This is a genomic window from Streptomyces sp. NPDC053673, from assembly GCF_055585225.1.
In genome coordinates this window covers 71753-93851 of record NZ_JBVJKN010000009.1, presented here as the reverse complement: position 1 = coordinate 93851, position 22099 = coordinate 71753, and the positions used below count along the sequence as shown (strand labels likewise).

Genomic DNA, 22099 nt, shown 5'->3' with positions numbered 1-22099 from the left:
TAACATCGGCGTTAGTATCACGGGTGGAGGTCGGTGGGCATGGTGGACTTTGTAGGCCGTCGGCAGGAACTGGCGACGTTGGAGCGAGAGCTGCGGAAGGTCGCGGCAGGGGTTGGCGGGGAGCGGCCCGGCCGGTGCGTGATGTTGCGCGGGCGGCGCCGAGTGGGCAAGTCGCGACTGGTCGAGCGGTTTGCGGAGCACTCCGGAGCCCCGTTCTTGTTCTACGCGGCGACTGGTGCCTCCCCCAGGGATGATCTGGCGCGGCTGGCTCGGGACGCCCAAGCATCGACGCTGCCGTTGGCGGGGCTGGTGGCCGCCGCGCGGCCGGAGAGTTGGGACGCCGCGTTCGACGTGCTGGCTGCGGCGCTGCCCGCTGACCGGGCGAGCGTGCTGGTCATCGATGAGGTGCCGTACCTGATGGATACCGATGGCGCCTTTGAGGGGATGCTGCAGCGGGCCTGGGATCGGGTGCTGGAAACCAAGCCAGTGCTGCTGGTCCTCATCGGCTCCGATCTGTCGATGATGGAGGCACTGAATAGCTACGGGCGACCCTTCCATCAGCGCGGCCGGGAGATGGTGCTGGGACCACTCAACCCCGCCGAGGTGGGACAGATGCTTGGGCTGGATCCGGCGGAAGCTTTCGACGCTGCGCTGGTTACTGGCGGGCTGCCGCTGATCTGCGCTGAGTGGCCGCGCGGCGCAGGGTTGTGGGACTTCCTCGGCGAGGCGTTGAGTGATCCGGTCTCGGCCCTGCTTGTGTCGGCCGAGCGCTCGCTGGCTGCCGAATTCCCCCCGCAGGCCCAGGCGCGTACGGTGCTGGCGGCTATCGGTAGTGGCGAGCGGACCTTCACCAACATCGCCCGTGCAGCCGGCGGGATCGGGGCCACGCCGCTGCAGCGAGCTCTTGAGCTGCTTACGGACAAACGGATCGTCGCTGGGGAGCTGCCTGTATCGCTGCGTCCGTCGAAGGATCGCCGCTACCGGGTGACAGATCCCTACCTGCGGTTTTGGCTGCACTTGCTCGGCCCGTCCATGGAAGAGATCGAGCGGGGGCGGGGCGATCTGACCTTGGCGCGCATCCGGGAGAACTGGACCAGCTGGCGCGGCCGGGCGATCGAGCCGCTCATCCGCGAGGCGCTTGCCCGGATACTGCCCGACGGCCACCTGCCCGCAGCCCCCGCGGTGGGCGGCTACTGGACCCGCACCAACGACGTCGAAATCGACATCGTCGGGGCGGACCGCGCCCCCATTGCCAAGGAGCTGCTCTTCGTAGGCTCCATCAAGTGGCTAGAGCAGTCGCCCTTCGACCGGCACGACCTGGCCGCCCTCCATCGACACCGGGCCGCCCTCACCGACGAACCTGTTCCCGTCGTGGCGGTCTCGCGCAGCGGAGTCGACTGTCCGGGGCTCGACGCCGCCTACGGCCCCGGCCACTTGCTGACAGCCTGGCCGCTGTGAGTGGCGAGTGGCAGGCGAGGCAAGGGATTTGGGGCGCGATCAGGCTGAAAGGGCGTCGCGGAGAAGTCCTTCGAACCTCGATCTCTTGCTAACGCTCTTGTGTAGTGTTGGCGGTCCCGAGCCTTCTCGTACTTTGTCGCGAATCCCGTGCTGGGGTGGTGCTGGGATGACTAATCGGCGCATGGACGTCGTCGGGATACTCGAAAGCGCCTCGCTCCTGGTGCCCGAGGACGCCGCTACCGAGAACGACATCACTGTCGGGGATGTCTGGGACCACCTCGCGCACGACGAGTGGGAGGTGGCGATCGACCTGCTGCAGGAGCTCGGGGAGGTACGTACGCTGCCGCCGGGTTTCTGGGACGAGCTGGAGCGTGCCGCCGGGCAGCTGGGGCTGGAGCGGAGCCGGGCGTGGTGCCGGTGGCGCGGCTACGAGACGCGCGTGGGGGTCATCCGTGCCGATCTGGCGCTCCTGCCGTTCGGCGAGACCTTCCGGCGCACGCCGATCCCCGGCGCCGGGGTGTTGCGTCCGATGTGGAACATCGGCAACGTCGGGGACAGCGGAGAACCCGCGTTGAACATTGCCGCCCTGTGGGTCGAGTTCGCCCCCGAACTCCCACCGGGCGGCCGCGTTTCGGTGCGCCTCCTGCCCCTGATTCCCGCGCAGTGGCGGCACCTTGCCCCTGGCGACCGCATCACCATGCACGAATGCGCCGAGGTCGACGGCATCGCGACGATCCTGGAGGCGCACCGTCCGGCGGCGCAGGGAGAGGTCACTGTCCCGCACTGATTCCGTGTGCTCATCGAGCATGGGCAGCCGCACGGCCGGCCGCGGCGAACGTGGGCCTGCGGTCTACGGCGGAGCGGTTGCCGGCCCCGTCTTGAGTCCCGCCCCGCACAGCGGCAGAACGGCGGTCCGTCCCTCCAGCCCGTACGCCCCGACCGCCGCCCAGCACGCCACCCCCGTGGACTCGACGTACAGTCCGCGCCCGGCGAGATCGAGCTGTGCGGCCCGCATCTGATCCTCCGTCACCGTCAGGAACGTGCCGCCGGTGGCACGCACCGCGGTCAGGATCTGCCGCGCGCGCGGCGGATGCGGGATGGCGATGCCCTCCGCGAGGGTGGGGGTCGTGAACGTCGGTGCCAGCACATCGTCGGCGCCCGCCCGGAACGCGAAGGCGAGCGGCGCGACCGCCGCAGCCTGCACCGCGATCAGCGCCGGACGTTCGTCGATGAGCCCGTGCCCGTACAGCTCGTCGATCGCGAGCGCCGCTCCGAGCAGCAGAGTTCCGTTACCGACGGGGACGACGAGCGTCTGGGGCAGCCGGCCGCCGAGGTCCTCCCAGATCTCGTACACGTACGTCTTCGTGCCGTGCAGGAAGTACGGGTTGAAGACGTGCGAGGCGTAGAAGACCCCGTCCTCGTCGGCGGCAGCGCGGGCGGCCCGCGCCGTGGCCTCGCGGTCGCCGGGCACGAGCTCGAGGTGGGCGCCGTGCGCCCCGATCTGCTCCACCTTCTTCGGGGAGGTCGCGGCGGGAACGTATACGGTGCAGTCCAGCCCGGCGCGGGCGCAGTACGCCGCGATCGCCGTGCCCGCGTTCCCGCTGCTGTCGGCGATCACACGCCGCGGCTTCAGCTGCCGCGCCAGCGCGGCGAGCATCACCGCGCCGCGGTCCTTGAACGACAGGGTCGGCATCAGGAAGTCCAGCTTGGCGGTGACGGTGTCCGTCAGCGGGACGAGCGGTGTGCGGCCCTCGCCGAGGGACACCGCGGCGCGGGCGTCCGATGCGGGCAGCGGCAGGGCCTCCTCGTAACGCCAGAGCGAATTGACGCGTTCGGGAAGGGAGTTGCGTGGCACCGCAGCCGTGGTGAAGTCCAGATCCCAGGGGCCCTGGCACTGCGGACAGTGCCAGGTGAGCTCCTCAACGGCCTCACGAACGTCACACATCGGACAGTGATATTCCGTCATGTGATCCAGGATGGCAGTTGTGTGGCACACGTGTTACGCGGCCTTCAAGACTCTTGTGGGATTCCTATGGATCCGTCAATCTTTCGGACGGCAGCAGCACGGCAACTTCGCAGACATCCCGGCGGACACCGGGAGCAAAGGGATTGTCATGCCCCTGTCGATCACCCCCACAGCAACGCACCACCAATGAGGAGGATCCCTCACATGTCCGTGATGCGTAATTCGCGGCGAAGACTGTCCGCGGCCAGCGCCATAGCCGTCGCCGCCCTCGCGCTCGGCGCCGCGTCAGCCCTTCCGGCCACCGCGGCGGAGACCGCGCCGGAAGGCGTCATCCAGAACGCGGGCGCGCCCGGCGTCATCGCCGGCAGCTACATCGTCACTCTCGACGAGTCGGCCGCCGACGCCGGCTCCAAGGCGGGCAAGGAACTCGCCGCGGAGTACGGAGCGAAGATCAAGAAGACGTACAACGCCGCGCTCAACGGATACTCCGTCGAGCTCTCCGAGGCGCAGGCCAAGAAGTTCGCGGCGGACCCGGCCGTCGAGTCCGTCGTGCAGAACCGTGTCTTCACGATCTCCGGCACCCAGCCGTCCCCGCCGTCCTGGGGCCTGGACCGCATCGACCAGAAGGCGCTGCCGCTCAACCAGAGCTACACCTACCCCGACTCGGCGGGTACGGGTGTCACCGCGTACATCATCGACACCGGTGTGCGGATCACCCACAGTGACTTCGGTGGCCGGGCCTCGTACGGCTACGACGCCATCGACAACGACAACACGGCGCAGGACGGCCACGGCCACGGCACCCACGTCGCGGCCACCGTCGCCGGATCCTCCTACGGTGTCGCCAAGAAGGCCAAGGTCGTCGGCGTCCGCGTGCTCGACAACTCCGGCTCCGGGACCACCGACCAGGTCGTCGCCGGCATCGACTGGGTGACGCAGAACGCCGTCAAGCCGGCCGTCGCCAACATGAGCCTCGGCGGCGGCGTCGACACCGTCCTCGACACCGCCGTACGCAACTCCATCGCGTCCGGCGTCACTTACGCCATCGCGGCGGGCAACGACGGCGCCAACGCGTCCAACACGTCCCCCGCCCGGGTGACCGAGGCCATCACCGTCGGCTCGACCACCAGCACCGACGCCCGCTCCAGCTTCTCCAACTACGGCAGCGTCCTGGACATCTTCGCGCTGGGCTCCTCCATCACCTCCGCCTGGAACACCAGCGACAGCGCCACCAACACCATCTCCGGCACCTCGATGGCCACCCCGCACGTCGCCGGTGCCGCCGCGCTCTACCTCGCGGACAACCGCACCGCCACCCCGGCGCAGGTCGCCTCCGCCCTGACCACCGCGGCGACCCCGAACGTGGTCGGCAACCCCGGCACCGGATCGCCGAACCGTCTGCTGTACGTCGGCGGCGGCTCCACCCAGCCGCCCGGTTCGAGGTTCGAGAACACCGCGGACTACGCGATCAACGACAACTCCACCGTGGAGTCGCCCGTCACCGTGAGCGGTGTCCCGGGCAACGCCCCGGCCGCCCTCCAGGTGCCGGTCAACATCGTGCACACCTACATCGGTGACCTCCAGGTCCAGCTCATCGCCCCGGACGGCACCGCGTACACGCTGAAGGGCTACGGCACCGGCGGCAGCTCCGACAACATCAACACCACGTACACGGTGAACGCCTCCTCGGAGGTCGCGAACGGCACGTGGAAGCTGCGCGTCAGCGACAACGCGTGGTGGGACACCGGGAAGATCGACTCCTGGGCGCTGCAGTTCTGACGCTCACTGAGCCTGAGCACTGAGGGGGCGGCCGCGCACTGCGGCCGCCCCTTCCTCTGCTCCGTCAGGCGTCGAGCAGCGTACGGCAGGGTCCTCGGCGTCCGTGAAACGGTCCGGAGGCGGGATCGACCGCGAGCCCCTTCAGTGCGGTGGTCATGCGCTTTCCTCGTACGTCTCCTCGTACTCCGGGTAGGGCGTCGGCTCGGCGACCCAGCCCGCCGTCAGGACGAGGCGCGAGGTGCGGTGGACGGTCAGGAAGCCGAAGGGACGGTCGAATTCGGCATCGATGCGCTTGGCCAGGTAGCGCGACGCGGGCATCCCGCCGGCCACGGCCGCGACGGCGGTCACGGACGCCGCCTCGAACCCTTCCGCGTCGAAGACGGCCAGCGCCGACTGCCGGGCCGATCCGACCGCCAGGGGCTCGGCGCTGATCCCGGGAAAGTGTCCGTGCCGGTCGTCCATGGCCGTCGACAGTCCGAAGGGCGCCGGCCGGCGCAGCAGGTCGTGGTCCGCGGTCAGGCGGAAAGGGCTCGTGCGTACGGACAGCGTCGGCTCGGGCGCGCTGCTCCGCACCGTCCTCACCTCCAGGCCGGGCCCGGGCTCCCCCGACGGAAGGAGATCACCCGGGACGGTCCGGTAGGTGCCGGCGAGGACGGCGAGCCCGGCCTGGAGCACTTCACCGGGTGCCATCTCCGGTTCGCCCAGCAGCAGATGGACGTCGACCCCGGTGTCGCCGAGCACCTTGAGCACGGTCAGCGGGCCGGCGGCCGTGTGCGCCACCCCGACGCGGTCCAGCAGCGAGGTCCTCCGTACGAGGGCGAGCAGCTCGCGCCCCTGCCAGGGGCCGCTCTCGGGAAGCATCTCCCCTTCCCAGAAGGGCTGAAGCCACCTGAGCCGCAGGGCCTGGGCGGCCGCCAGCACCAGAAGGACGCCGTCGTCGAGGGCTGTCGGCATCGAACCGATCAGCCCGTCCGTACGGTCCGACGCCCACGTGTCGAGCGCCTTCCGGTCGGCCTCCGCGTCCCCGCTGAACACGCTCAGGGTGTGCGCGGGCAGTCCTGCCACCCAGCTCTCACGGAGCGGCAGGGCCGGCTTCGCCCAGAGCCCGACGGCCGAACGCGAGCCCCGTACGGACGCCAGCGCGGCCATGAGGTCCCGCGCGGCCCGCGCGGCGCCGTCGCCGCGCATGCCCACGGCATCCTCCAGTTCGGTCCGGGCGGGCCCGTCCGCCGCGTCCGCGAGGAAGGCGAGCAGCGGCCAGACGCCGGTGGCCGAGAAGACCGTGTCTCCGGTTCCGGCGGTCGCCGCCCACCGTGCGGTGAGCCGGTTCACCGCACGCACGGATTCAGCTGCCGGCTGCATGACATCCCCCCGTACGATCCGCGCACGTGCTCGCGTGATCTCTGCGAGGAGCACCGTATCCGTGATTCCGTCCTCGTCGCAGGGGGTCCTGGTCGCAGGGATCCAGAGGGGGTGCAGGGCCGGTCGCCGGCTTGTGGGCGGGCGCGCCGCGCCGCAGCCAGTCGCGGGCGGTCTGGTCGACGCCGAAGTCGCCGCGTTCCGGAGGGATTCCGGAGCGGAGAGTGCTGCCGTGCGTGCCACCACAGGGAAGGTGTTGGTCTGGACCCTTGCGGCCAAGGGTTCGGTGCACACCCGAGCGAGGCTCATCCCCATACCTGCGGTAACCGCCTGCGTAAAGAGCGGTCATCACTTCGGGTGAAACTTTGGCCCACGCTTGCGGGACGCAACCGTCGGTTGCCACGCTGTTGCTGTCTGTCAAGCTGTTGGGAGTGGCCAGTGACATTCGGTGAGCAGCCCGCCTATCTGCGCGTTGCGAGCGATCTCCGACAGAAGATCGTCAACGGCTCGCTGCCGCCGCATACCCGCCTTCCCTCGCAGGCCAGGATCCGCGAGGAGTACGGAGTGTCGGACACCGTCGCGCTGGAGGCGCGCAAGGTGCTGATGGCCGAAGGCCTGGTCGAGGGCCGCTCCGGCTCGGGGACGTATGTGCGCGAGCGCCCGGTGCCCCGCCGTATCGCCCGCTCCGGCTACCGGCCGCCGGCCGGCGCCAATCCGTTCCGGCAGGAGCAGGCGGCGGAAGGCGCCCGCGGCACCTGGGAGTCCAGCAGTCAGCAGGAGCCGGCGAGCGCGGCGGTCGCCGCGCGGCTGGGGGTCGGGACGGGGGAGCGGGTGATGCGTACGCGGTACGTCTTCCGGGACGCCGGTGAGGCGATGATGCTCTCCACCTCCTGGGAGCCGCTCGCGGTCACGGGGCGCACGCCCGTGATGCTGCCCGAGGAAGGGCCGCTCGGCGGTTGCGGCGTCGTCGAGCGGATGGGTGCGATCGATGTCGTTGTGGACAACGTGGTGGAGGAGGTCGGCGCGCGGCCGGGGCTGGCGGATGAGCTCCTGACGCTCGGCGGCGTGCCCGGACATGTGGTCATGGTCATCCAGCGGACGTACTACGCGTCAGGGCGGGCGGTGGAGACGGCGGACGTGGTGGTGCCGGCCGATCGCTACCGGATCGCCTACCACCTTCCGGTGCGGTGACCCGTGGGAGCCCGGCATGCCTGGGCCGCTCGGCGCAGTGCACTTGGGACTGCTGGGCCTCCTGCGGCGGGTGCCGCGGCGTCAGACTCCTGACGTGCCCGTCCGCCCCCGCGATCCGGCCGGACGGCGGGACGCCTCAGGACGGATACCGTCACCCGTGACGCGCAGACGCCCACCGCCCCGGCGCAGTTGCGCCGGACTCGCCGCCGACAAGGGCCGCGAGGACCATTCGCTCCGCTGTGCCCGCGTGCCTTCTCCACCTTCGTCGCGGCCGGACTCGCCATGGTGCTCTGCCCGTTGATCGCCCGGGCTGTGAAAGGCGCGTACCACCGGGCCCGGCCGGACCCGGTGTGGGGGTACCCCCAGGGCGAAGGCTCTGGGGGAGGTCCCGATGCCGAGGTCGGCGACGTCACGGCCACTCGCACATGCGGGTCTGCGAGCCGGCGTACGGACTCCCGGACATCGCCGACCGCCCGGTCCGGTTGAGCTCGATGCGCTCGCTGTGCTGCTCGCTCGACTCCGACCGCGGCGATGCCTGCCGCGAGGAGCCGTCCGCCGCCGGTCCGGTGGTGATGCCGATGCCGGCGGTCCGCACGGACTGAGGCGGCCGAGCTCGGGCGAAGGGGGCGCACTCCGCCGCGTGCGCCCCCTTTCGACTGCTGTGCTCCTGGCCGGAACCGTATCTCTTTGTGAAAACACGTATCCGCTGTGTAAAGGTCAGGCGTAGGCTCAGGCATATGCAGAGTGGGGTTTCCTGGGGATCGTTAGAGATGTGCAGGCCGGTGGCGGGAGGGGTGCGATGAGCGACGGTGGCGCGATGCTTCCCTGGCTGGTGATCCGTCAGGACGACAACGGCAATCGCTACCGCGTCGGCAGGTACGCCACGCAGGACGAGGCCCAGCAGGTCGCCGACCGTCTCGACGGCCGCGGTCACAAGCAGCTCTACTGGGTGGAGCACATCGGGCAGACGGCGCCCTCCTGAGCCCGCCCGCCCGAGCAGAGATCGCTGCGGCGCGGGTTACGCTCCGGCGCATGACAGATCGTGTGACCGCTCGCGTCGTGGTGGCCGGCGCCGTGTACGACCAGGGGCGACTGCTCGCCGCTCGCCGCAGTGCCCCGCCCGAGCTGGCCGGTCGCTGGGAGCTGCCCGGCGGCAAGCTGGAACCCGGCGAGACTCCCGAGCAGGCCCTCGTGCGCGAGCTGCGAGAGGAGCTCGGCGTCGAGACCGAGCCGGTCGAACGGGTGCCCGGCGAGTGGCCGCTGGGGCCCGGCTATGTGCTCCAGGTCTGGACGGTGCGGCTGCTCTCCGGTGAGCCGCGCCCGCTGGAGGACCATGACGAGCTGCGCTGGGTGCCCGCCGATGACCTGGACGCTGTGGACTGGCTGCCGCAGGACCGCCCCGCCGTCGAAGAGGCTGTGCGCCGGCGCCCTTCAGGCTCCTCCGGCTTCCAGGGCCCTTCGGATGGTGCGCGTGGCTGACGGTGTACGCCGTTCGTGCCACCGTGCGCCCCTCCCGGCGATAGCCTGCCTCAAATATCGGGTATGAGCTGATTAACCCTCCGAAAGCGGACATGGTTCAGCGGCTGGTCTGGGAAGTGGTCGGGTTGATCGACACCGAAGGCGAATGCGCCGAGTGGACCTTCCCTGCCGAGGCCGATGCGGTACGCACTGCTCGCCATGTCGTCCGCGACACCCTGCGCGCCTGGGGTCTGGACACCGGGATCTGCGATGTGACGGTGCTCCTGGTCAGCGAGCTCGTGACCAATTCTCTTCGGTACACCTCGGGTCCCATCGGTGTCCGTCTGGTTCGGCCGAGCGCCGACGGGATGGGCCCGCCGCCCCGCCCCGCGCTCCGGGTGGAGGTCTCCGATCCCCTTCCGGATCCGCCCCTGGAGCGCCCCGCCGGACCTGATGACGAGGGCGGACGCGGGCTCCAGCTGGTGGCCTGTACGGCCCGGCGGTGGGGGACGCGGCGCGGCAGAACGGGCAAGACCGTGTGGTTCGAGCTGCCCTTGCCGGGTTAGAAGTGTGAGGGGACAACGATCATTGCGTGCTCGGCTCAAAACGAACGAGACCGTGCTGTGATCGTGAACGCCGTGCCGCCAGGGGCCGTAGTGCTGAATACTGCGGGCATGGCCGGTCCGGTGCGGTGAGCTGGAGGGGACGGTCGCGTGAGCGAGATACCTGAGACGGCGAGCGGCGTGGTGTGGCAGAGCAGTCCGCCCGGCTCGATTTACGACTACATCAAAGTCGCGTCTTTCTCGATCGGCCCGGACGGCCTGGTCGACCAGTGGAGTCGGCGCGCGGCCGAGCAGTTCGGCATCCGGCCCGACGAAGTCAGGGGCAAGGACCCGGTCGATGTGTTCATGCCGTCCGAACTTCGCTCGCGGGGACACCGCAAGGTCGCCGAGATCCTGGACGGCAAGGAGTGGACGGGCCTCGTCCCTTTCCGGTTGCCGGGTGAGGGCGGCGCGCACGGGCTCGCTGAGGTGTATGTCATGCCGAGCGAGACGGAGGACGGCGAGCGGGCCGCTCTCTGTATCGTCGTCGACGTCCGCGCCCTGCGTCGGATAGAGACTGATCTCGCCGCTTCGCAGGCCATTTTCGGTCAATCTCCTTTTGGCTTCCTTCTGTTCGGCACGGACCTCACCGTGCTGCGTGCCAATCAGCGCTTCGCGACCGTCTTCGGAGGCGCTGCGGAGGACCACCGCGGCCGCACCGTGTACGACTATCTCTCCCGGCCCGAGGCCGAGCGGATGACTGCCGCACTCCAACGCGTCCTGGAGACAGGCGAGTCGGTGACCGATCTGCAGATCGTCGGCAGCGCTCCCGGAAGCACCGAGCGCCGCCACTGGTCCATCAACCTCTATCGCGTGCACAGCGGGTCCGGCCGTCCCATCGGGGTCGCCGGACTCGGCACCGACGTGACCCGGCGTCACATCGCCGCCCGCGAGGCCGCCAGCGCCCGTCGCAATCTCGCCCTCCTCAACGAGGCCAGCGCTCGTATCGGCAACTCCCTGGATCTGGAGACCACCGCCCGGGAACTTCTCGACGTCGCCGTCCCCGGCTTCTGCGACCTCGCCTCCGTCGACCTCTACCAGGGACTGCTCACCGGTGACGAAGCCCCTCCCGGGCAATGGGGCTCCGCCCAGCCCGATGGGTACAGCGGCAGTGCCGAACTGCGCCGGGTTGCCTTCGCCAGCACCGTGTCCGAAGCCCTGCTCGCCGGCTCCGGCGCCGCGACGCCGGCCGCACCCCAGGTCGGTGCCGTCCACCGCTACCCGTTCAGCTCGGCCTGCGCCGGCGCCCTGCGCACCGCCCGCGTCCGGGCCATCCCGGGCGAGGAGGGCAGCCTCGTCCAGTCCACCCTCGCCGTGCCGATGGTCGCGCACGACACGGTCGTCGGACTCGTCCAGTTCTCCCGTGCGAAGGGCAGCGAGCCCTTCGGGGAACGGGACCGGGCACTCGCCGTCGAGCTGGCCGCACGCGCGGCGGTCTGTATCGACAACGCCCGCCTCTACCGCCGCGAGCACGAGCGGGCCCTGATCCTCCAGCGCAGCCTCCTGCCGCCCGGAGACCCGGAGGCCGCCGGTCTCGACATCGCCTGCCGCTATCTGCCGGGCAACACCGCCACCGAGGTGGGTGGCGACTGGTTCGACGTCATCGAACTGCCCGGACATCGCACCGCCCTTGTCGTCGGTGACGTCATGGGGCGCGGGCTGCGGGCCGCCGTCGCCATGGGCGAACTGCGCACCGCGGTACGCACCTTGGCACTGCTCGACCTGGAGCCCGCCGAGGTGCTCTCCGCACTCGACGAGATCGCCCGCGGACTCGGCACCCCGAGCGGCGCCCAGCAAGCCTCCCGGGTCGCCCACAAGTCCCGCGGCCCCGAGCTCTCCGAGGTCTATCTGGCGACCTGCGTGTACGCCGTGTACGACCCGGTGACCAGACGCTGCACCTTCGCCAACGCGGGCCATCTGCCGCCCGTACTCGTCGAGCCCGGGGAGGAGGCGCTGCTGCTCGACGTGCCGCCTGGGATGCCGCTCGGAGTGGGCGGCGAACCCTTCGAGGAGGTCCAGGTCGAGCTGCCGGAGGGCGCCCTGCTCGCGCTGTACACGGACGGCCTCGTCGAATCCCGGGACCATCCGCTCGACGAGGGCCTCAGCGCCTTCCGCAGGGCGCTCACCGATCCTGCCCCCGCCGTCGCCGGCGGGACCTCCGCCCGGTCGCTGGAGGACGTCTGCGACCACGTCCTCAGCACCCTCGACACCCGCCACGGCGAGGACGACATCGCCCTGCTGATGGCCCGCATCCAGGGGATGCCCAGCGAGGCGGTGGGCGACTGGCGGCTGCCGCGTGAACCGCGCTCGGTGGGTCGGGCCCGTGAGCTGGCCCGGGCCCAGCTGGTCGCCTGGGACCTCGAACCGCTCGTGGACACGGTCGAACTGCTCGTCAGCGAACTCGTCACCAACGCGCTGCGCTACGGCGAGGGCGAGATCCGGCTGCGGCTGCTGCGCGACCGTACCCTCGTCTGCGAGGTGTGGGACGCCGGTCTCGTACAGCCCCGGCGCCGGCGCGCCCGGGACACCGACGAGGGCGGCCGCGGACTCCAACTCGTCGGCCTGCTGAGCGCGGCCTGGGGCTCGCGCCGAACCCACCGGGGAAAGACCGTGTGGTTCGAACTCGCCCTGCCGGACGGGGACTCGGCGGCCGAGCCGAGCGTGGAACAGCTCCTCAGCATGTTCTGACCGGAGCACCTGCCACGGCGGCCGGGGCCGGGGCACTTGCCATGGCTCATCGATCCGGGACTTCTGCCACGGTGGCCGGGGCCGGGACTCCTGCCATGGCTCATCGATCCGGGACTCCCGCCACTGCCGTCGGGTACGGGACTCCGGCCCCTGCACAGGGGCCCGTGGCGGAGCGCCGCGCGGCAGCATGCCGTGCTTCCGCCCGCCACGGGCCGCTACGCGGCCTTCAGGGCGGCCAGCCGTGCCTCGATCTCGGCGCTGTCGCCCAGGGCGTCCAACTGCTCGAACTGGGCGTCCAGCGACGAGGCGGCGAGCTCCTGCTTGCCCATCGCCTTCGCCTCCTCCCGGCGCACCTTGTCCTCGAAGCGGTTGAGCTCGCTCGTCGGGTCCAGCACATCGATGTTCTTGACCGGGTCCATCATCTGGTTCTGCGCGTGGGCCGACTTGGCCCGGGCCACCAGCTCGTCCTGCCTGGCCTGGAGCTCGCCGAGCTTCGCCTTCATCTGGTCGAGGCCCGCCTTGAGCTTGTCCACGACCTCCGTCTGCGTGGCGATCGTCGGCTCGGCGGTCTTCGCCTCCCTCTCGGACTGCAACTGCCGCTGCAGCGCCACCTTCGCGAGGTTGTCGAACGTGTCGGCGTCCGCACGGGCATGGGTGAGGGGACGCAGAACATATGGACCGGGGTGCGCGAGCGGGTGACCGCGCTGCGCAGGCACGGCAGGGCACGCGAGGTCTTCGGCGCCCGGGGGCACGGCTTCGAGCTCCGGCCGCCGATGAGTGAGCAGGACGTGCGCTCGCTCGAGGCAGCGCTGGGCTCGGAACTTCCGGCCGAGTACCGCAGCTTTCTGCTGACGGTGGGCGCCGGCGGCGCCGGGCCGGACTACGGCCTGACCACACCGCAGTACAAGGACGGCCGCTGGGCCTGGCGCGGTGTCGGCCTGGCCTTCCCCGGAACGGAAACGGCCGTCTCCGACGCGGGCCGGCCCTTCGCGTCGGAGGAAGTGCAGCGGCAACTCGACGCGTATGACGACGAGGAGCCGGAGCGGGACGCCTACCCGGACGAGGAGGAGTTCCGGCGGGCCCACCGGGCCTGGGACGACCGGTACGAGGAGCTCTACGACGCCCAGACCGCCGGTTCCGTCTCCGTCGGCGAGCAGGGCTGCGGCTACGAGTCGCTGCTGGTCATGACGGGGGAGCAGCGCGGCACGGTCTGGGACGACGTGCGGGCCTGTGACGGCGGGATCGTGCCGCAGGGCCGTGGATTCGCTGCTTGGTACCTGGACTGGCTGGCTCGCGTCGAGCGTGATGTGCACGGTGCGTGACCGTCACTGTCAGTGGCGGCGTCTAGGGTTGGAGATCATTCGGCACTGATGACGGGGGATACGGTGAACGTAGAACCACGCGCCATTCTGCGGCGCGCCCGCGCCCGGCTCGGGAGCCTGCGCTCCGGGGGCCTGCGCTCCGGGAATCCATGGCGCGGGAGCCCGCGGTCCGGGAGTTCGTGGCTGAGGTGGCCCAGACGGATCGCCGTCGTGCTCGTCCTGCTGCTGGTCGTGCCCGCCCTCACCGGAGCCGCCGCGCTGCGGTGGAACTATGCGGGGGAGTACGAGAAGGGCACGAAGACCCGCGGCAAGGACGCCGTCTGGCTGGGCCACGCCTGGGTGGACGGCCGGAAGAAGGACGCCGATCTGGACGCCTTCGCCGCGCGGATCCGGGGGACCGGGATACGGGACCTGTACGTGCACGCCGGACCGCTGGAGCACGACGGCACGCTGCCCGCCGCGCGGTATCCGCGTGCGAGGTGGCTGATCGACGGTGTGCACCGGAAGCTGCCCGGCGTGCGGGTGCAGGCCTGGCTCGGCGACAAGCTGGCCACCGAGTCACCGGACGGGCTGCGCCTGCCCGACGAGGCCACCCGTGACGCGGTCGTACGCTCCACGGCCCAGATCCTGGACGCGGGCTTCGACGGGGTCCACTTCGACCTGGAGCCACTGCACTCCGGCGACCGTGACTATCTGTCACTCCTCGACGATCTGCGCGCCCTCACCAAGAAGCGCAGGGCCCCGCTGTCCGTCGCCGCGCACCAGATAGACCCCCTGCCGGCCGTGCACTCGGCTGCGGGCCGGGTCACCGGCAGCCCCAAGTGGTGGTCGCAGGAGTTCTTCGGCGAAGTGGCCCGCCGGGTCGACCAGATAGCCGTCATGTCGTACGACACATGGATGCCGCTGGAGAGCCTGTACGGCGGTTACGTCGCCCAGCAGACGGCTCTCGCGCTCGAAGTCACGCCGCAGGGCACTGACTTGCTGATGGGGCTGCCGTTCTTCCACGAGGACGACCTCGGCCACTGGGAGAACGCGGAGACGGTGGCCGCGGCGATCCGGGGCACGCGCCTCGGGCTCGGGCGGACGGACCGCGACCGGGAGCGGTTCGGGGTGGCGCTGTATGTCGACTTCGCGGCGGAGGAGCAGGACTGGGCGGCGTACCGGGAAGGCTGGCACTGACCGGACGCGGGGCCGGGATCAGCCCGCGGTCCGGAGCGCCCGCCGGTGCCGCCCGGGCGCGGCCGGCAGCCGCCGACCGCGCCCGGACCCTGCCTCATGGCCTGTGCCCAGGCCATGAGTGGACCGCTCCAGGCGTCCGCCCTAGGCTAGGCGTCCGCGTCCCGTCGGCGGATCTTGTTCCCCAGCCACACCAGCGGGTCGTACTTCCTGTCCACCGCCCGCTCCTTCAGCGGGATCAGCGCATTGTCCGTGATCTTGATCTGCTCCGGGCAGACCTCGGTGCAGCACTTGGTGATGTTGCAGTAGCCCAGACCGTGCTCGTCCTGAGCCGTGCGCTTGCGGTCCAGGCCGGTCTCGGCGGCCGCGTCCAGGGGGTGCATGTCCAGTTCGGCGACGCGCATCAGGAAGCGCGGACCGGCGAAGGCCGTCTTGTTCTCCTCGTGGTCGCGCACCACGTGGCAGGTGTCCTGGCACAGGAAGCACTCGATGCACTTGCGGAACTCCTGCGAGCGGTCCACGTCGGCCTGCTGCATGCGGTAGTCGCCCGCGGCTACCCCCGGAGGTGGGACGAAGGAAGGGACCTCGCGGGCCTTGGCGTAGTTGAAGGAGACATCCGTGACCAGATCCCGCATCACCGGGAAGGCCCGCAGTGGCGTGACTGTGATCGTCTCCTCACGAGTGAAGACCGACATACGGGTCATGCACATCAGCCGCGGCCGACCGTTGATCTCCGCGCTGCACGAGCCGCATTTGCCCGCCTTGCAGTTCCAGCGCACGGCGAGGTCGGGCGCCTGGGTGGCCTGCAGCCGGTGGATGATGTCGAGGACGACCTCGCCGTCATGGACCTCGACCGTGAAGTCGGTGAGGTCACCACCCCCCTGATCGCCTCGCCAGACCCTGAACCGAGCGTCGTACGTGCTCATTCGTACAGCTCCTCTTCGGCGAGGTACTTGACCAGCTCTTCCTTCTCGAAGAGGGCGAGCAGATCGGGGCGGATGGGCTCGGTCGTCTTCCGTACGAGGTCGATCTGGCCGCGCGCCGGGCCGACCGGCGGACCGCCGGAGTCGTCCGAGTCGAGGGCCAAGGCCCCCTCGGCGAGGCGGCACATCAGATTGACCCGGCGCCACTCGCGCTCCATCGAGGGGTAGTCCTCGCGGGTGTGGCCGCCGCGGCTCTCGGTGCGCTCCAGGGCGGACCGGGCGATGCACTCGCTGACCAGCAGCATGTTCCGCAGATCCAGGGAGAGATGCCAGCCCGGGTTGAACTGGCGGTGGCCCTCGACACCGGCCCGCCTGGCGCGGACCCGGAGATCGGCCAGCTTCTTCAGCGCCTGCGCCATCTCGCCCTCGCGCCGGATGATGCCGACCAGGTCGTTCATGGCCTGCTGGAGTTCCTGGTGGAGGGTGTACGGATTCTCCGAGGCCGCGCCGGGCTCCGAGCCGTCCGCGCTGAACGGACGCAGGGCCTCCGCCGCGGCCGTGTCGATCTGCTCCTCGTCGACGGAAGGCCGCCCACCGGCGAGCGCCGACGCGTACTCCGCGGCGTGCAGTCCGGCGCGCCGCCCGAAGACCAGCAGATCGGAGAGGGAGTTGCCGCCGAGCCGGTTCGAGCCGTGCATACCGCCGGCGACCTCCCCGGCCGCGTACAGACCGGGGACGCCGACCGCGGCGGCCGTGTCCGATTCGACCGCGATGCCGCCCATCACGTAGTGGCAGGTCGGCCCGACCTCCATGGCCTCGGCGGTGATGTCCACATCCGCCAGCTCCTTGAACTGGTGGTACATGGACGGCAGTCGCCGCTTGATCACCTCGGCCGGCATCCGGGTCGACACATCGAGGAACACGCCGCCGTGCGGGGATCCCCGGCCCGCCTTCACCTCGGCGTTGATCGCCCGGGCGACCTCGTCACGGGGGAGCAGCTCGGGCGGTCGCCGGTTGTTGTCCGGATCGTCGTACCAGCGGTCGCCCTCCGCCTCCGACTCGGCGTACTTCTCCTTGAAGACGTCCGGGATGTAGTCGAACATGAACCGCTTGCCCTCTGAATTGCGCAGCACCCCTCCGTCGCCACGCACCGACTCGGTGACGAGGATCCCCTTCACCGAGGGCGGCCAGACCATCCCGGTCGGATGGAACTGCACGAACTCCATGTTGAGCAGCGGGGCGCCGGCGAGCAGCGCCAGCGCATGCCCGTCGCCCGTGTACTCCCACGAGTTGGACGTCACCTTGAAGGACTTGCCGATGCCGCCGGTGGCGAGCACCACCGCGGGAGCCTCGAGCACGAAGAAGCGCCCGGACTCGCGCTCGTAGCAGAACGTTCCCGATACGCGCTCGCCGTCCTTCAGCACACGCGTGACCGTGCACTCCTGGAAGACCTTCAGCCGCGCCTCGTAGTCGCCGAACTCGCGCTTGTCCTTCTGCTGCAGGGAGACGATCTTCTGCTGCAGGGTCCGGATCAGCTCCAGGCCGGTCCGGTCGCCGACGTGTGCGAGCCGTGGGTACTCATGGCCGCCGAAGTTGCGCTGGGAGATCTTCCCGTCCTTCGTACGGTCGAAGAGCGCGCCCCAGGTCTCCAGCTCCCAGACCCGCTCGGGGGCCTCCTGGGCGTGCAGCTCGGCCATCCGCCACTGGTTGAGGAACTTTCCGCCGCGCATGGTGTCGCGGAAGTGGACCTGCCAGTTGTCCTGTGCGTTCACATTCGCCATGGAGGCGGCGATTCCGCCCTCGGCCATCACGGTGTGGGCCTTGCCGAAGAGGGACTTGCAGATCACGGCGGTACGGGCGCCCCGCTCGCGTGCCTCGATGGCGGCCCGCAGACCCGCGCCGCCCGCACCCACGACGACGACGTCCCACTGCTGCCGTTCGAGCTGAGTCATCAGTTGGCACCTTCCTTAGAAGAAACGCGGATCGTCGAAGGCGCCGGTGGCGAGCAGATAGACGTAGAAGTCCGCGAGCGCGACGCTGATCAGCGACGTCCAGGCAAGCTGCATGTGGCGCTCGTTCAACTTGCCGACCCAGCCCCAGAGCCGGTAGCGCACAGGGTGCTTGGAGAAGTGCCGCAGACGGCCGCCGATGATGTGCCGGCACGAGTGGCAGGAGAGGGTGTACGCCCAGATCAGCACGATGTTGACGAGGAGGACCAGGGTGCCGAGACCCATGTGTCCCCAGGCGTAGTTCTCGTCGCGGAACGCCAGCACGGTGTCGTACGTGAGGATGCCCGCGACCGGCAGCGCCGCGTAGAAGAAGTAGCGGTGGATGTTCTGGAGGATCAGCGGGAAGCGGGTCTCACCGGTGTACTTCTTGTGCGGCTCGGCGACCGCGCAGGCCGGGGGCGACGCCCAGAAGCCCCGGTAGTAGGCCTTGCGGTAGTAGTAGCAGGTCAGCCGGAAGCCCAGCGGGAAGATCAGGATCAGCAGCGCGGGGGACAGGCCCCACCAACTGCCGAAGATCTCCCAGTTCGGGCCGGCCTTCATCGGCGCGCAGTTCTCCGCGAGACAGGGCGAGTAGAACGGCGAGACGTACGGCGCCGCGTAGTAGTCGCTGTTCGCGAAGGCCCGCCAGGTCGAGTAGACGATGAAGGCGAGCAGCCCGCCGGCGGTTGCGGCGGGCGCCAGCCACCAGCGGTCCGTCCTGAGGTGGCGGGGGGCGATTGCGGCGCGCGAGGCGCCGTGCACGCCTGTGTCGGGGTGGGGTTCGGTGCCTGTGGCCAACGAAGCTCCTAGGGCGCGTGCCGGTCGCGCGCACCCAGGCCTTCGTCATCCGAATCCGTCCACAGTGAGCTGTCGTACGGAGTGTCGGGGATGGTGACCAGGTCTTCGGGGCGGCCGGCCGGCTGGGTCCGGGATGCGTCCTCTCGCGTTTGCGTGAGGCTCCGCTCCAGCCGTTCGACCGTACGGGCCAGGTCGTCGAGACGGCGCTTGACGTCCGTCAATTCGTCCTGCAGGGACATGAACTGCCCTCACTTCCGCGGTCGCGGTGGCATGCGGGTGTCTGGGGTCGCCCCCAGAGGGCTCTGTGTGCGCCTGCGAGTGTTGCGCGTCACATCCCTTGTTGTGAAGGCGTGTGCACCGATTCCCGGCGAGCGCCACCCGTAAGGGGCTCCCCATTGGGCCGCACGGGTGGGGTTTACGAGCCGCACCGCCGTGTCGGCATCACACCCCGCCCTTCGTCGATTTCAGTGTATGCGCAATAGGTGTGATCATCGCCAAAATTCAGGAACCGCCAGGTTGTAGGACGAAGGGGTACAAGTCATGTCCAACGTCAGCGCCCCACGCGGGAGGACATGCTCCCGGACGCCTCGCTCTCGTACGCCTCGTACCCGCACCCTGCGCTCGGTCGCGCTTCTCACCAGCGGCGTCCTCACCCTGCCCGCGCTGGCCGGCTGCAGCACGGAGGAGACCGGTTCCGAGGCCGCGGCGGCCCCGATGGACATCGCCCCGGCCGCGCGCGAGCTGGTCGAGCAGGGCGGCACCCTGCGCTGGGCCGTCGATGCCGTGCCCGCGACGCTCAACACCTTCCAGGCGGACGCCGACGCCACCACGTCACGGATCGCCGGCGCCGTGCTCCCCTCCCTCTTCACCCTCGACGAGCGCGGCCGCCCGCAGCGCAACCCCGACTATCTGGAATCGGCCAAGATCGCCGAGCGCGAGCCCAAGCAGGTCGTCCTCTACAAGCTCAGCCAGAAGGCCGTCTGGAGCGACGGCCGGGAGATCGGGGCGGCCGACTTCGTCGCCCAGTGGCGCGCGCTCAGCGGCAAGGACTCGGCGTACTGGACCGCGCGCAACGCCGGATACGACCGGATCGAGAAGATCGAACGGGGCGCGAACGACCTGGAGGTCCGGGTCACCTTCGCCAAGCCGTACGCCGACTGGCAGTCGCTCTTCACCCCGCTCTACCCGAAGGAGGCGATGGGGACGCCGGCCTCGTTCAACGACGGCATCCGGTCGAAGCTGGCGCTGACGGCCGGCCCCTTCATCGTGCAGAAGGTCGACCGCAAGGCCGGCAACACCACCCTCGTACGCAATCCGCGCTGGTGGGGGACGCCCGCCAAGCTCGATTCGCTGGTCCTGCGCGCCGTGCCGCGCGACCGCCGCGCCGCCGCGCTGGCCACCGGCACCGTGGATCTGGCCGAGATCGACCGGAGCGTCGCGGACCGCATCGCCCTGGCGGTACGGAGCGGGGGCGAGGGGTCGGACAGCGGCGGTCAGGGCCCGGGCGCCGCGCCGTCGGCCGCGCCCTCCGCCTTGCCGTCCGGCGTCCCCTCCGCCTTGCCGACAGCCGTCCCCTCCGCCTTGCCGTCCGGTGTCCCCTCCGCCTTGCGCTCCGTCCTCCGGTCCGCCCCGCCGAAGCCCCAGTCGCCGGCGCAATCCTCCGACGACCAGAAGGGGAAGGCCGCCCGGATCGCCCGGGAGCTGCTCGCCCGCGAGAAGCTCGCCCGGGAGAGGCTCGCCTTCGACAAGAACAAGGCCGTCATCGCGCAGTACGCCGCCGAGCAGACCGCGCTGCGCGGTTTCGTGGTCCGCAAGAGCCTGGAGCCCGCTTACACCCAGCTCGCGCTGAACGGCGAATCGGGGCCGCTCGCGGACGAGCGGGTACGGCGCGCCGTGGCCCGTGCGCTGGACCGCAAGGCGCTCGCGGAGGTCGTGCTGAAGCCGCTGGGCCTGCCCGCCCGGCCGGTCGGCAGCCATCTCGCGCTCGCGGGGCAGTCGGCGTACGCCGACAGCAGCGGTGCACTCGGTGACCAGGACACCGAGGAGGCCCAGGCCCTGCTGGCCGACGCGGGCTGGACCCGGGAGGGTGCCCGCACCACGGAGCCCGGCACCAAGGCGGGCCCCGAGAAGAGCCCGGCGGTGAGCAGCCCGGCGGTGAGCAGCCCGGCGGTGAACAGTCCCGCGGTGAGCAGCCCGGCAGTGAACAGTCCCGCGGTGAGCAGCCCGCCAGTGAACAGTCCCGCCGCCAAGGCCCCTGCCGCCCGCGCCGCGGCGGACCGCGCCTCCGACGAGGGCCTCTACGTCGTCGGGGACAACAAGCCGGGCCACAGCGGCACCGCCCCGGAGGATGGCTGGAACGTCCTCGCGCCCGGCCGGTACGCCGCCCTCCAGAGCGTGGCCCTGCGCCGCCAGGCCGACGCCCTCGACGACTCCTCCAGCGGTGACCGGGACAAGGCCATGCCGAAGGCTCAGGACAGGCAGGGCCCTGTCGCGGGCGCCTACGCCCCCCTGGGGACGAGGGCCCCTGCGGAGCGGAGCCCGGTCGCGGGCCCGCTCGGCAAGGACGGCAAGCAGCTCGTCCTGCGCTTCGTCCTCCCGTCGGGGCCGGACTCCGAGGCGCTGCGTACCGTCGGTGACCGGATCGCCCGGATGCTGGACAAGATCGGCATCCGTACGGAGATCACCAAGGTCGCCGACGACAGCTACTTCAAGGACCACATCGCCTCCGGCGACTACGACCTCGCCCTGTACTCCTGGCCTGCCTCCGCCTACCCGGCGACCGATGCCCGTCCGATCTTCGCCAAGCCGGAGCCGGCCGCCGACGGCTCGCTGCTGGTGGAGCAGAACTACACCAGGGTCGGCACGGACCACATCGACCAGCTCTTCGACCGGGCCGTCGCCGAGCTGGACGAGGGGCAGGCCCTGGAGCTGATGAAGCAGGCCGACGCCCGGATCTGGGCCGCCGCCGGCTCCATCCCCCTCTACCAGCGGCCCCAGCTGGTGGCGGTCAAGCGTGATCTCGTGAACGTGGGCGCCTTCGGATTCGCCGCACCGCGGTACCAGGACATCGGCTTCAAGAAGGCCGGGACCTCGGCGAACGGCAAGAACGACCAGAACAGCCCGAACAGCCAGAACAGCCAGAACGACCAGAACAGCCAGGCCGACCTGATCGACTAGCGCGCCAGCGAACCCCAAGAATTGGGACATATCCCACAAAAGGTCGGCCGGGCTCCTCGCGACGGCTCACGGACCTCAGAAGCAGCTCAAGTCCCTTGCCCGCCGGGGCCACCGGCGGGCAGGGTCGTCCCATGGCCTCGGATCGGGCGGGGAAGTCCATCACGCGACGGCCCCGTACCATAGGACACAGCCGTGGCGCGTCCGCCCGGCGGGC

At 70.4% G+C, this 22099-nt stretch carries 18 protein-coding genes and 1 pseudogene; 12 read left to right on the top strand and 7 right to left on the bottom strand.

Annotated elements, in window-relative coordinates:
- Window positions 1–39: 39 nt before the first annotated feature.
- Window positions 40–1458 (top strand): ATP-binding protein, encoded by a 1419-nt coding sequence (locus ACZ6ZQ_RS15610; RefSeq protein ID WP_469769069.1) that lies wholly within the window; start codon window positions 40–42, stop codon window positions 1456–1458.
- A gap of 166 nt (window positions 1459–1624) precedes the next feature.
- Complete coding sequence (locus tag ACZ6ZQ_RS15605) at window positions 1625–2245, top strand: hypothetical protein (RefSeq protein ID WP_469769068.1); 621 nt, start codon at window positions 1625–1627, stop codon at window positions 2243–2245.
- A gap of 63 nt (window positions 2246–2308) precedes the next feature.
- Here ACZ6ZQ_RS15605 and ACZ6ZQ_RS15600 read toward each other — a convergent pair whose 3' ends face one another.
- Window positions 2309–3424, bottom strand: coding sequence for a threonine synthase (locus tag ACZ6ZQ_RS15600; RefSeq protein ID WP_469769067.1), 1116 nt, complete (start codon window positions 3422–3424; stop codon window positions 2309–2311).
- Window positions 3425–3628: 204 nt separating this feature from the next.
- Here ACZ6ZQ_RS15600 and ACZ6ZQ_RS15595 point away from each other — a divergent pair, with 204 nt between their 5' ends.
- Entirely contained in the window at window positions 3629–5203 is a 1575-nt protein-coding gene (locus ACZ6ZQ_RS15595) for a S8 family peptidase (protein ID WP_469769066.1), read from the top strand.
- A 153-nt stretch (window positions 5204–5356) separates the two neighbouring features.
- Here ACZ6ZQ_RS15595 and ACZ6ZQ_RS15590 read toward each other — a convergent pair whose 3' ends face one another.
- Window positions 5357–6565, bottom strand: coding sequence for a serpin family protein (locus ACZ6ZQ_RS15590; protein WP_469769065.1), 1209 nt, complete (start codon window positions 6563–6565; stop codon window positions 5357–5359).
- 435 nt (window positions 6566–7000) lie between these two features.
- Here ACZ6ZQ_RS15590 and ACZ6ZQ_RS15585 point away from each other — a divergent pair, with 435 nt between their 5' ends.
- The 6 genes from ACZ6ZQ_RS15585 (at window position 7001) to ACZ6ZQ_RS15560 (ending at window position 12501) form a co-directional block, all read left to right on the top strand.
- The gene (locus ACZ6ZQ_RS15585; protein WP_469769064.1) at window positions 7001–7753 is read left to right on the top strand and encodes a GntR family transcriptional regulator; all 753 of its coding nucleotides are present in this window, start codon (window positions 7001–7003) and stop codon (window positions 7751–7753) included.
- A 425-nt stretch (window positions 7754–8178) separates the two neighbouring features.
- On the top strand, window positions 8179–8355 hold the full coding sequence (locus ACZ6ZQ_RS15580; RefSeq protein WP_469769063.1) for a hypothetical protein: 177 nt from the start codon (window positions 8179–8181) through the stop codon (window positions 8353–8355).
- A 197-nt stretch (window positions 8356–8552) separates the two neighbouring features.
- Window positions 8553–8735, top strand: coding sequence for an SPOR domain-containing protein (locus tag ACZ6ZQ_RS15575; protein ID WP_453664120.1), 183 nt, complete (start codon window positions 8553–8555; stop codon window positions 8733–8735).
- Window positions 8736–8785: 50 nt separating this feature from the next.
- Window positions 8786–9232: a (deoxy)nucleoside triphosphate pyrophosphohydrolase gene (locus ACZ6ZQ_RS15570; RefSeq protein ID WP_469769062.1), complete on the top strand. Its 447-nt coding sequence runs from the start codon at window positions 8786–8788 to the stop codon at window positions 9230–9232.
- Between the two features lie 116 nt (window positions 9233–9348).
- On the top strand, window positions 9349–9777 hold the full coding sequence (locus ACZ6ZQ_RS15565) for an ATP-binding protein (protein WP_469769221.1): 429 nt from the start codon (window positions 9349–9351) through the stop codon (window positions 9775–9777).
- A 147-nt stretch (window positions 9778–9924) separates the two neighbouring features.
- Window positions 9925–12501, top strand: coding sequence for a SpoIIE family protein phosphatase (locus ACZ6ZQ_RS15560; RefSeq protein WP_469769061.1), 2577 nt, complete (start codon window positions 9925–9927; stop codon window positions 12499–12501).
- 215 nt (window positions 12502–12716) lie between these two features.
- Here the strand turns inward: ACZ6ZQ_RS15560 and ACZ6ZQ_RS15555 are convergent.
- A pseudogene (locus ACZ6ZQ_RS15555) lies at window positions 12717–13145 on the bottom strand (PspA/IM30 family protein); the annotation flags it as partial.
- 6 nt (window positions 13146–13151) lie between these two features.
- On the opposite strand from ACZ6ZQ_RS15555, the gene ACZ6ZQ_RS15550 reads away from it, so the two are divergent.
- Window positions 13152–13823 (top strand): SMI1/KNR4 family protein, encoded by a 672-nt coding sequence (locus ACZ6ZQ_RS15550; protein ID WP_469769231.1) that lies wholly within the window; start codon window positions 13152–13154, stop codon window positions 13821–13823.
- A gap of 48 nt (window positions 13824–13871) precedes the next feature.
- Window positions 13872–15002 carry a glycoside hydrolase family 18 protein gene (locus ACZ6ZQ_RS15545; protein WP_469769060.1) on the top strand — a complete coding sequence of 377 codons (1131 nt, stop codon included), beginning with the start codon at window positions 13872–13874 and terminating at the stop codon, window positions 15000–15002.
- 146 nt (window positions 15003–15148) lie between these two features.
- On the opposite strand, the gene ACZ6ZQ_RS15540 is transcribed toward ACZ6ZQ_RS15545, so the two are convergent.
- The 4 genes from ACZ6ZQ_RS15540 to ACZ6ZQ_RS15525 are packed head-to-tail and all read right to left on the bottom strand — an operon-like array spanning window position 15149 to window position 18947.
- The gene (locus ACZ6ZQ_RS15540; protein ID WP_469769059.1) at window positions 15149–15925 is read right to left on the bottom strand and encodes a succinate dehydrogenase/fumarate reductase iron-sulfur subunit; all 777 of its coding nucleotides are present in this window, start codon (window positions 15923–15925) and stop codon (window positions 15149–15151) included.
- On the bottom strand, window positions 15922–17874 hold the full coding sequence (locus ACZ6ZQ_RS15535; protein ID WP_469769058.1) for a fumarate reductase/succinate dehydrogenase flavoprotein subunit: 1953 nt from the start codon (window positions 17872–17874) through the stop codon (window positions 15922–15924). The genes ACZ6ZQ_RS15540 and ACZ6ZQ_RS15535 overlap by 4 nt, the downstream gene beginning before the upstream one ends.
- Window positions 17875–17889: 15 nt before the next feature.
- Window positions 17890–18708 carry a hypothetical protein gene (locus tag ACZ6ZQ_RS15530; RefSeq protein WP_469769057.1) on the bottom strand — a complete coding sequence of 273 codons (819 nt, stop codon included), beginning with the start codon at window positions 18706–18708 and terminating at the stop codon, window positions 17890–17892.
- A gap of 8 nt (window positions 18709–18716) precedes the next feature.
- Window positions 18717–18947 (bottom strand): hypothetical protein, encoded by a 231-nt coding sequence (locus ACZ6ZQ_RS15525; RefSeq protein ID WP_469769056.1) that lies wholly within the window; start codon window positions 18945–18947, stop codon window positions 18717–18719.
- Window positions 18948–19248: 301 nt separating this feature from the next.
- Between ACZ6ZQ_RS15525 and ACZ6ZQ_RS15520 the strand changes: the two genes are divergently transcribed.
- Window positions 19249–21885, top strand: coding sequence for an ABC transporter family substrate-binding protein (locus ACZ6ZQ_RS15520; protein ID WP_469769055.1), 2637 nt, complete (start codon window positions 19249–19251; stop codon window positions 21883–21885).
- Window positions 21886–22099: the final 214 nt, after the last annotated feature.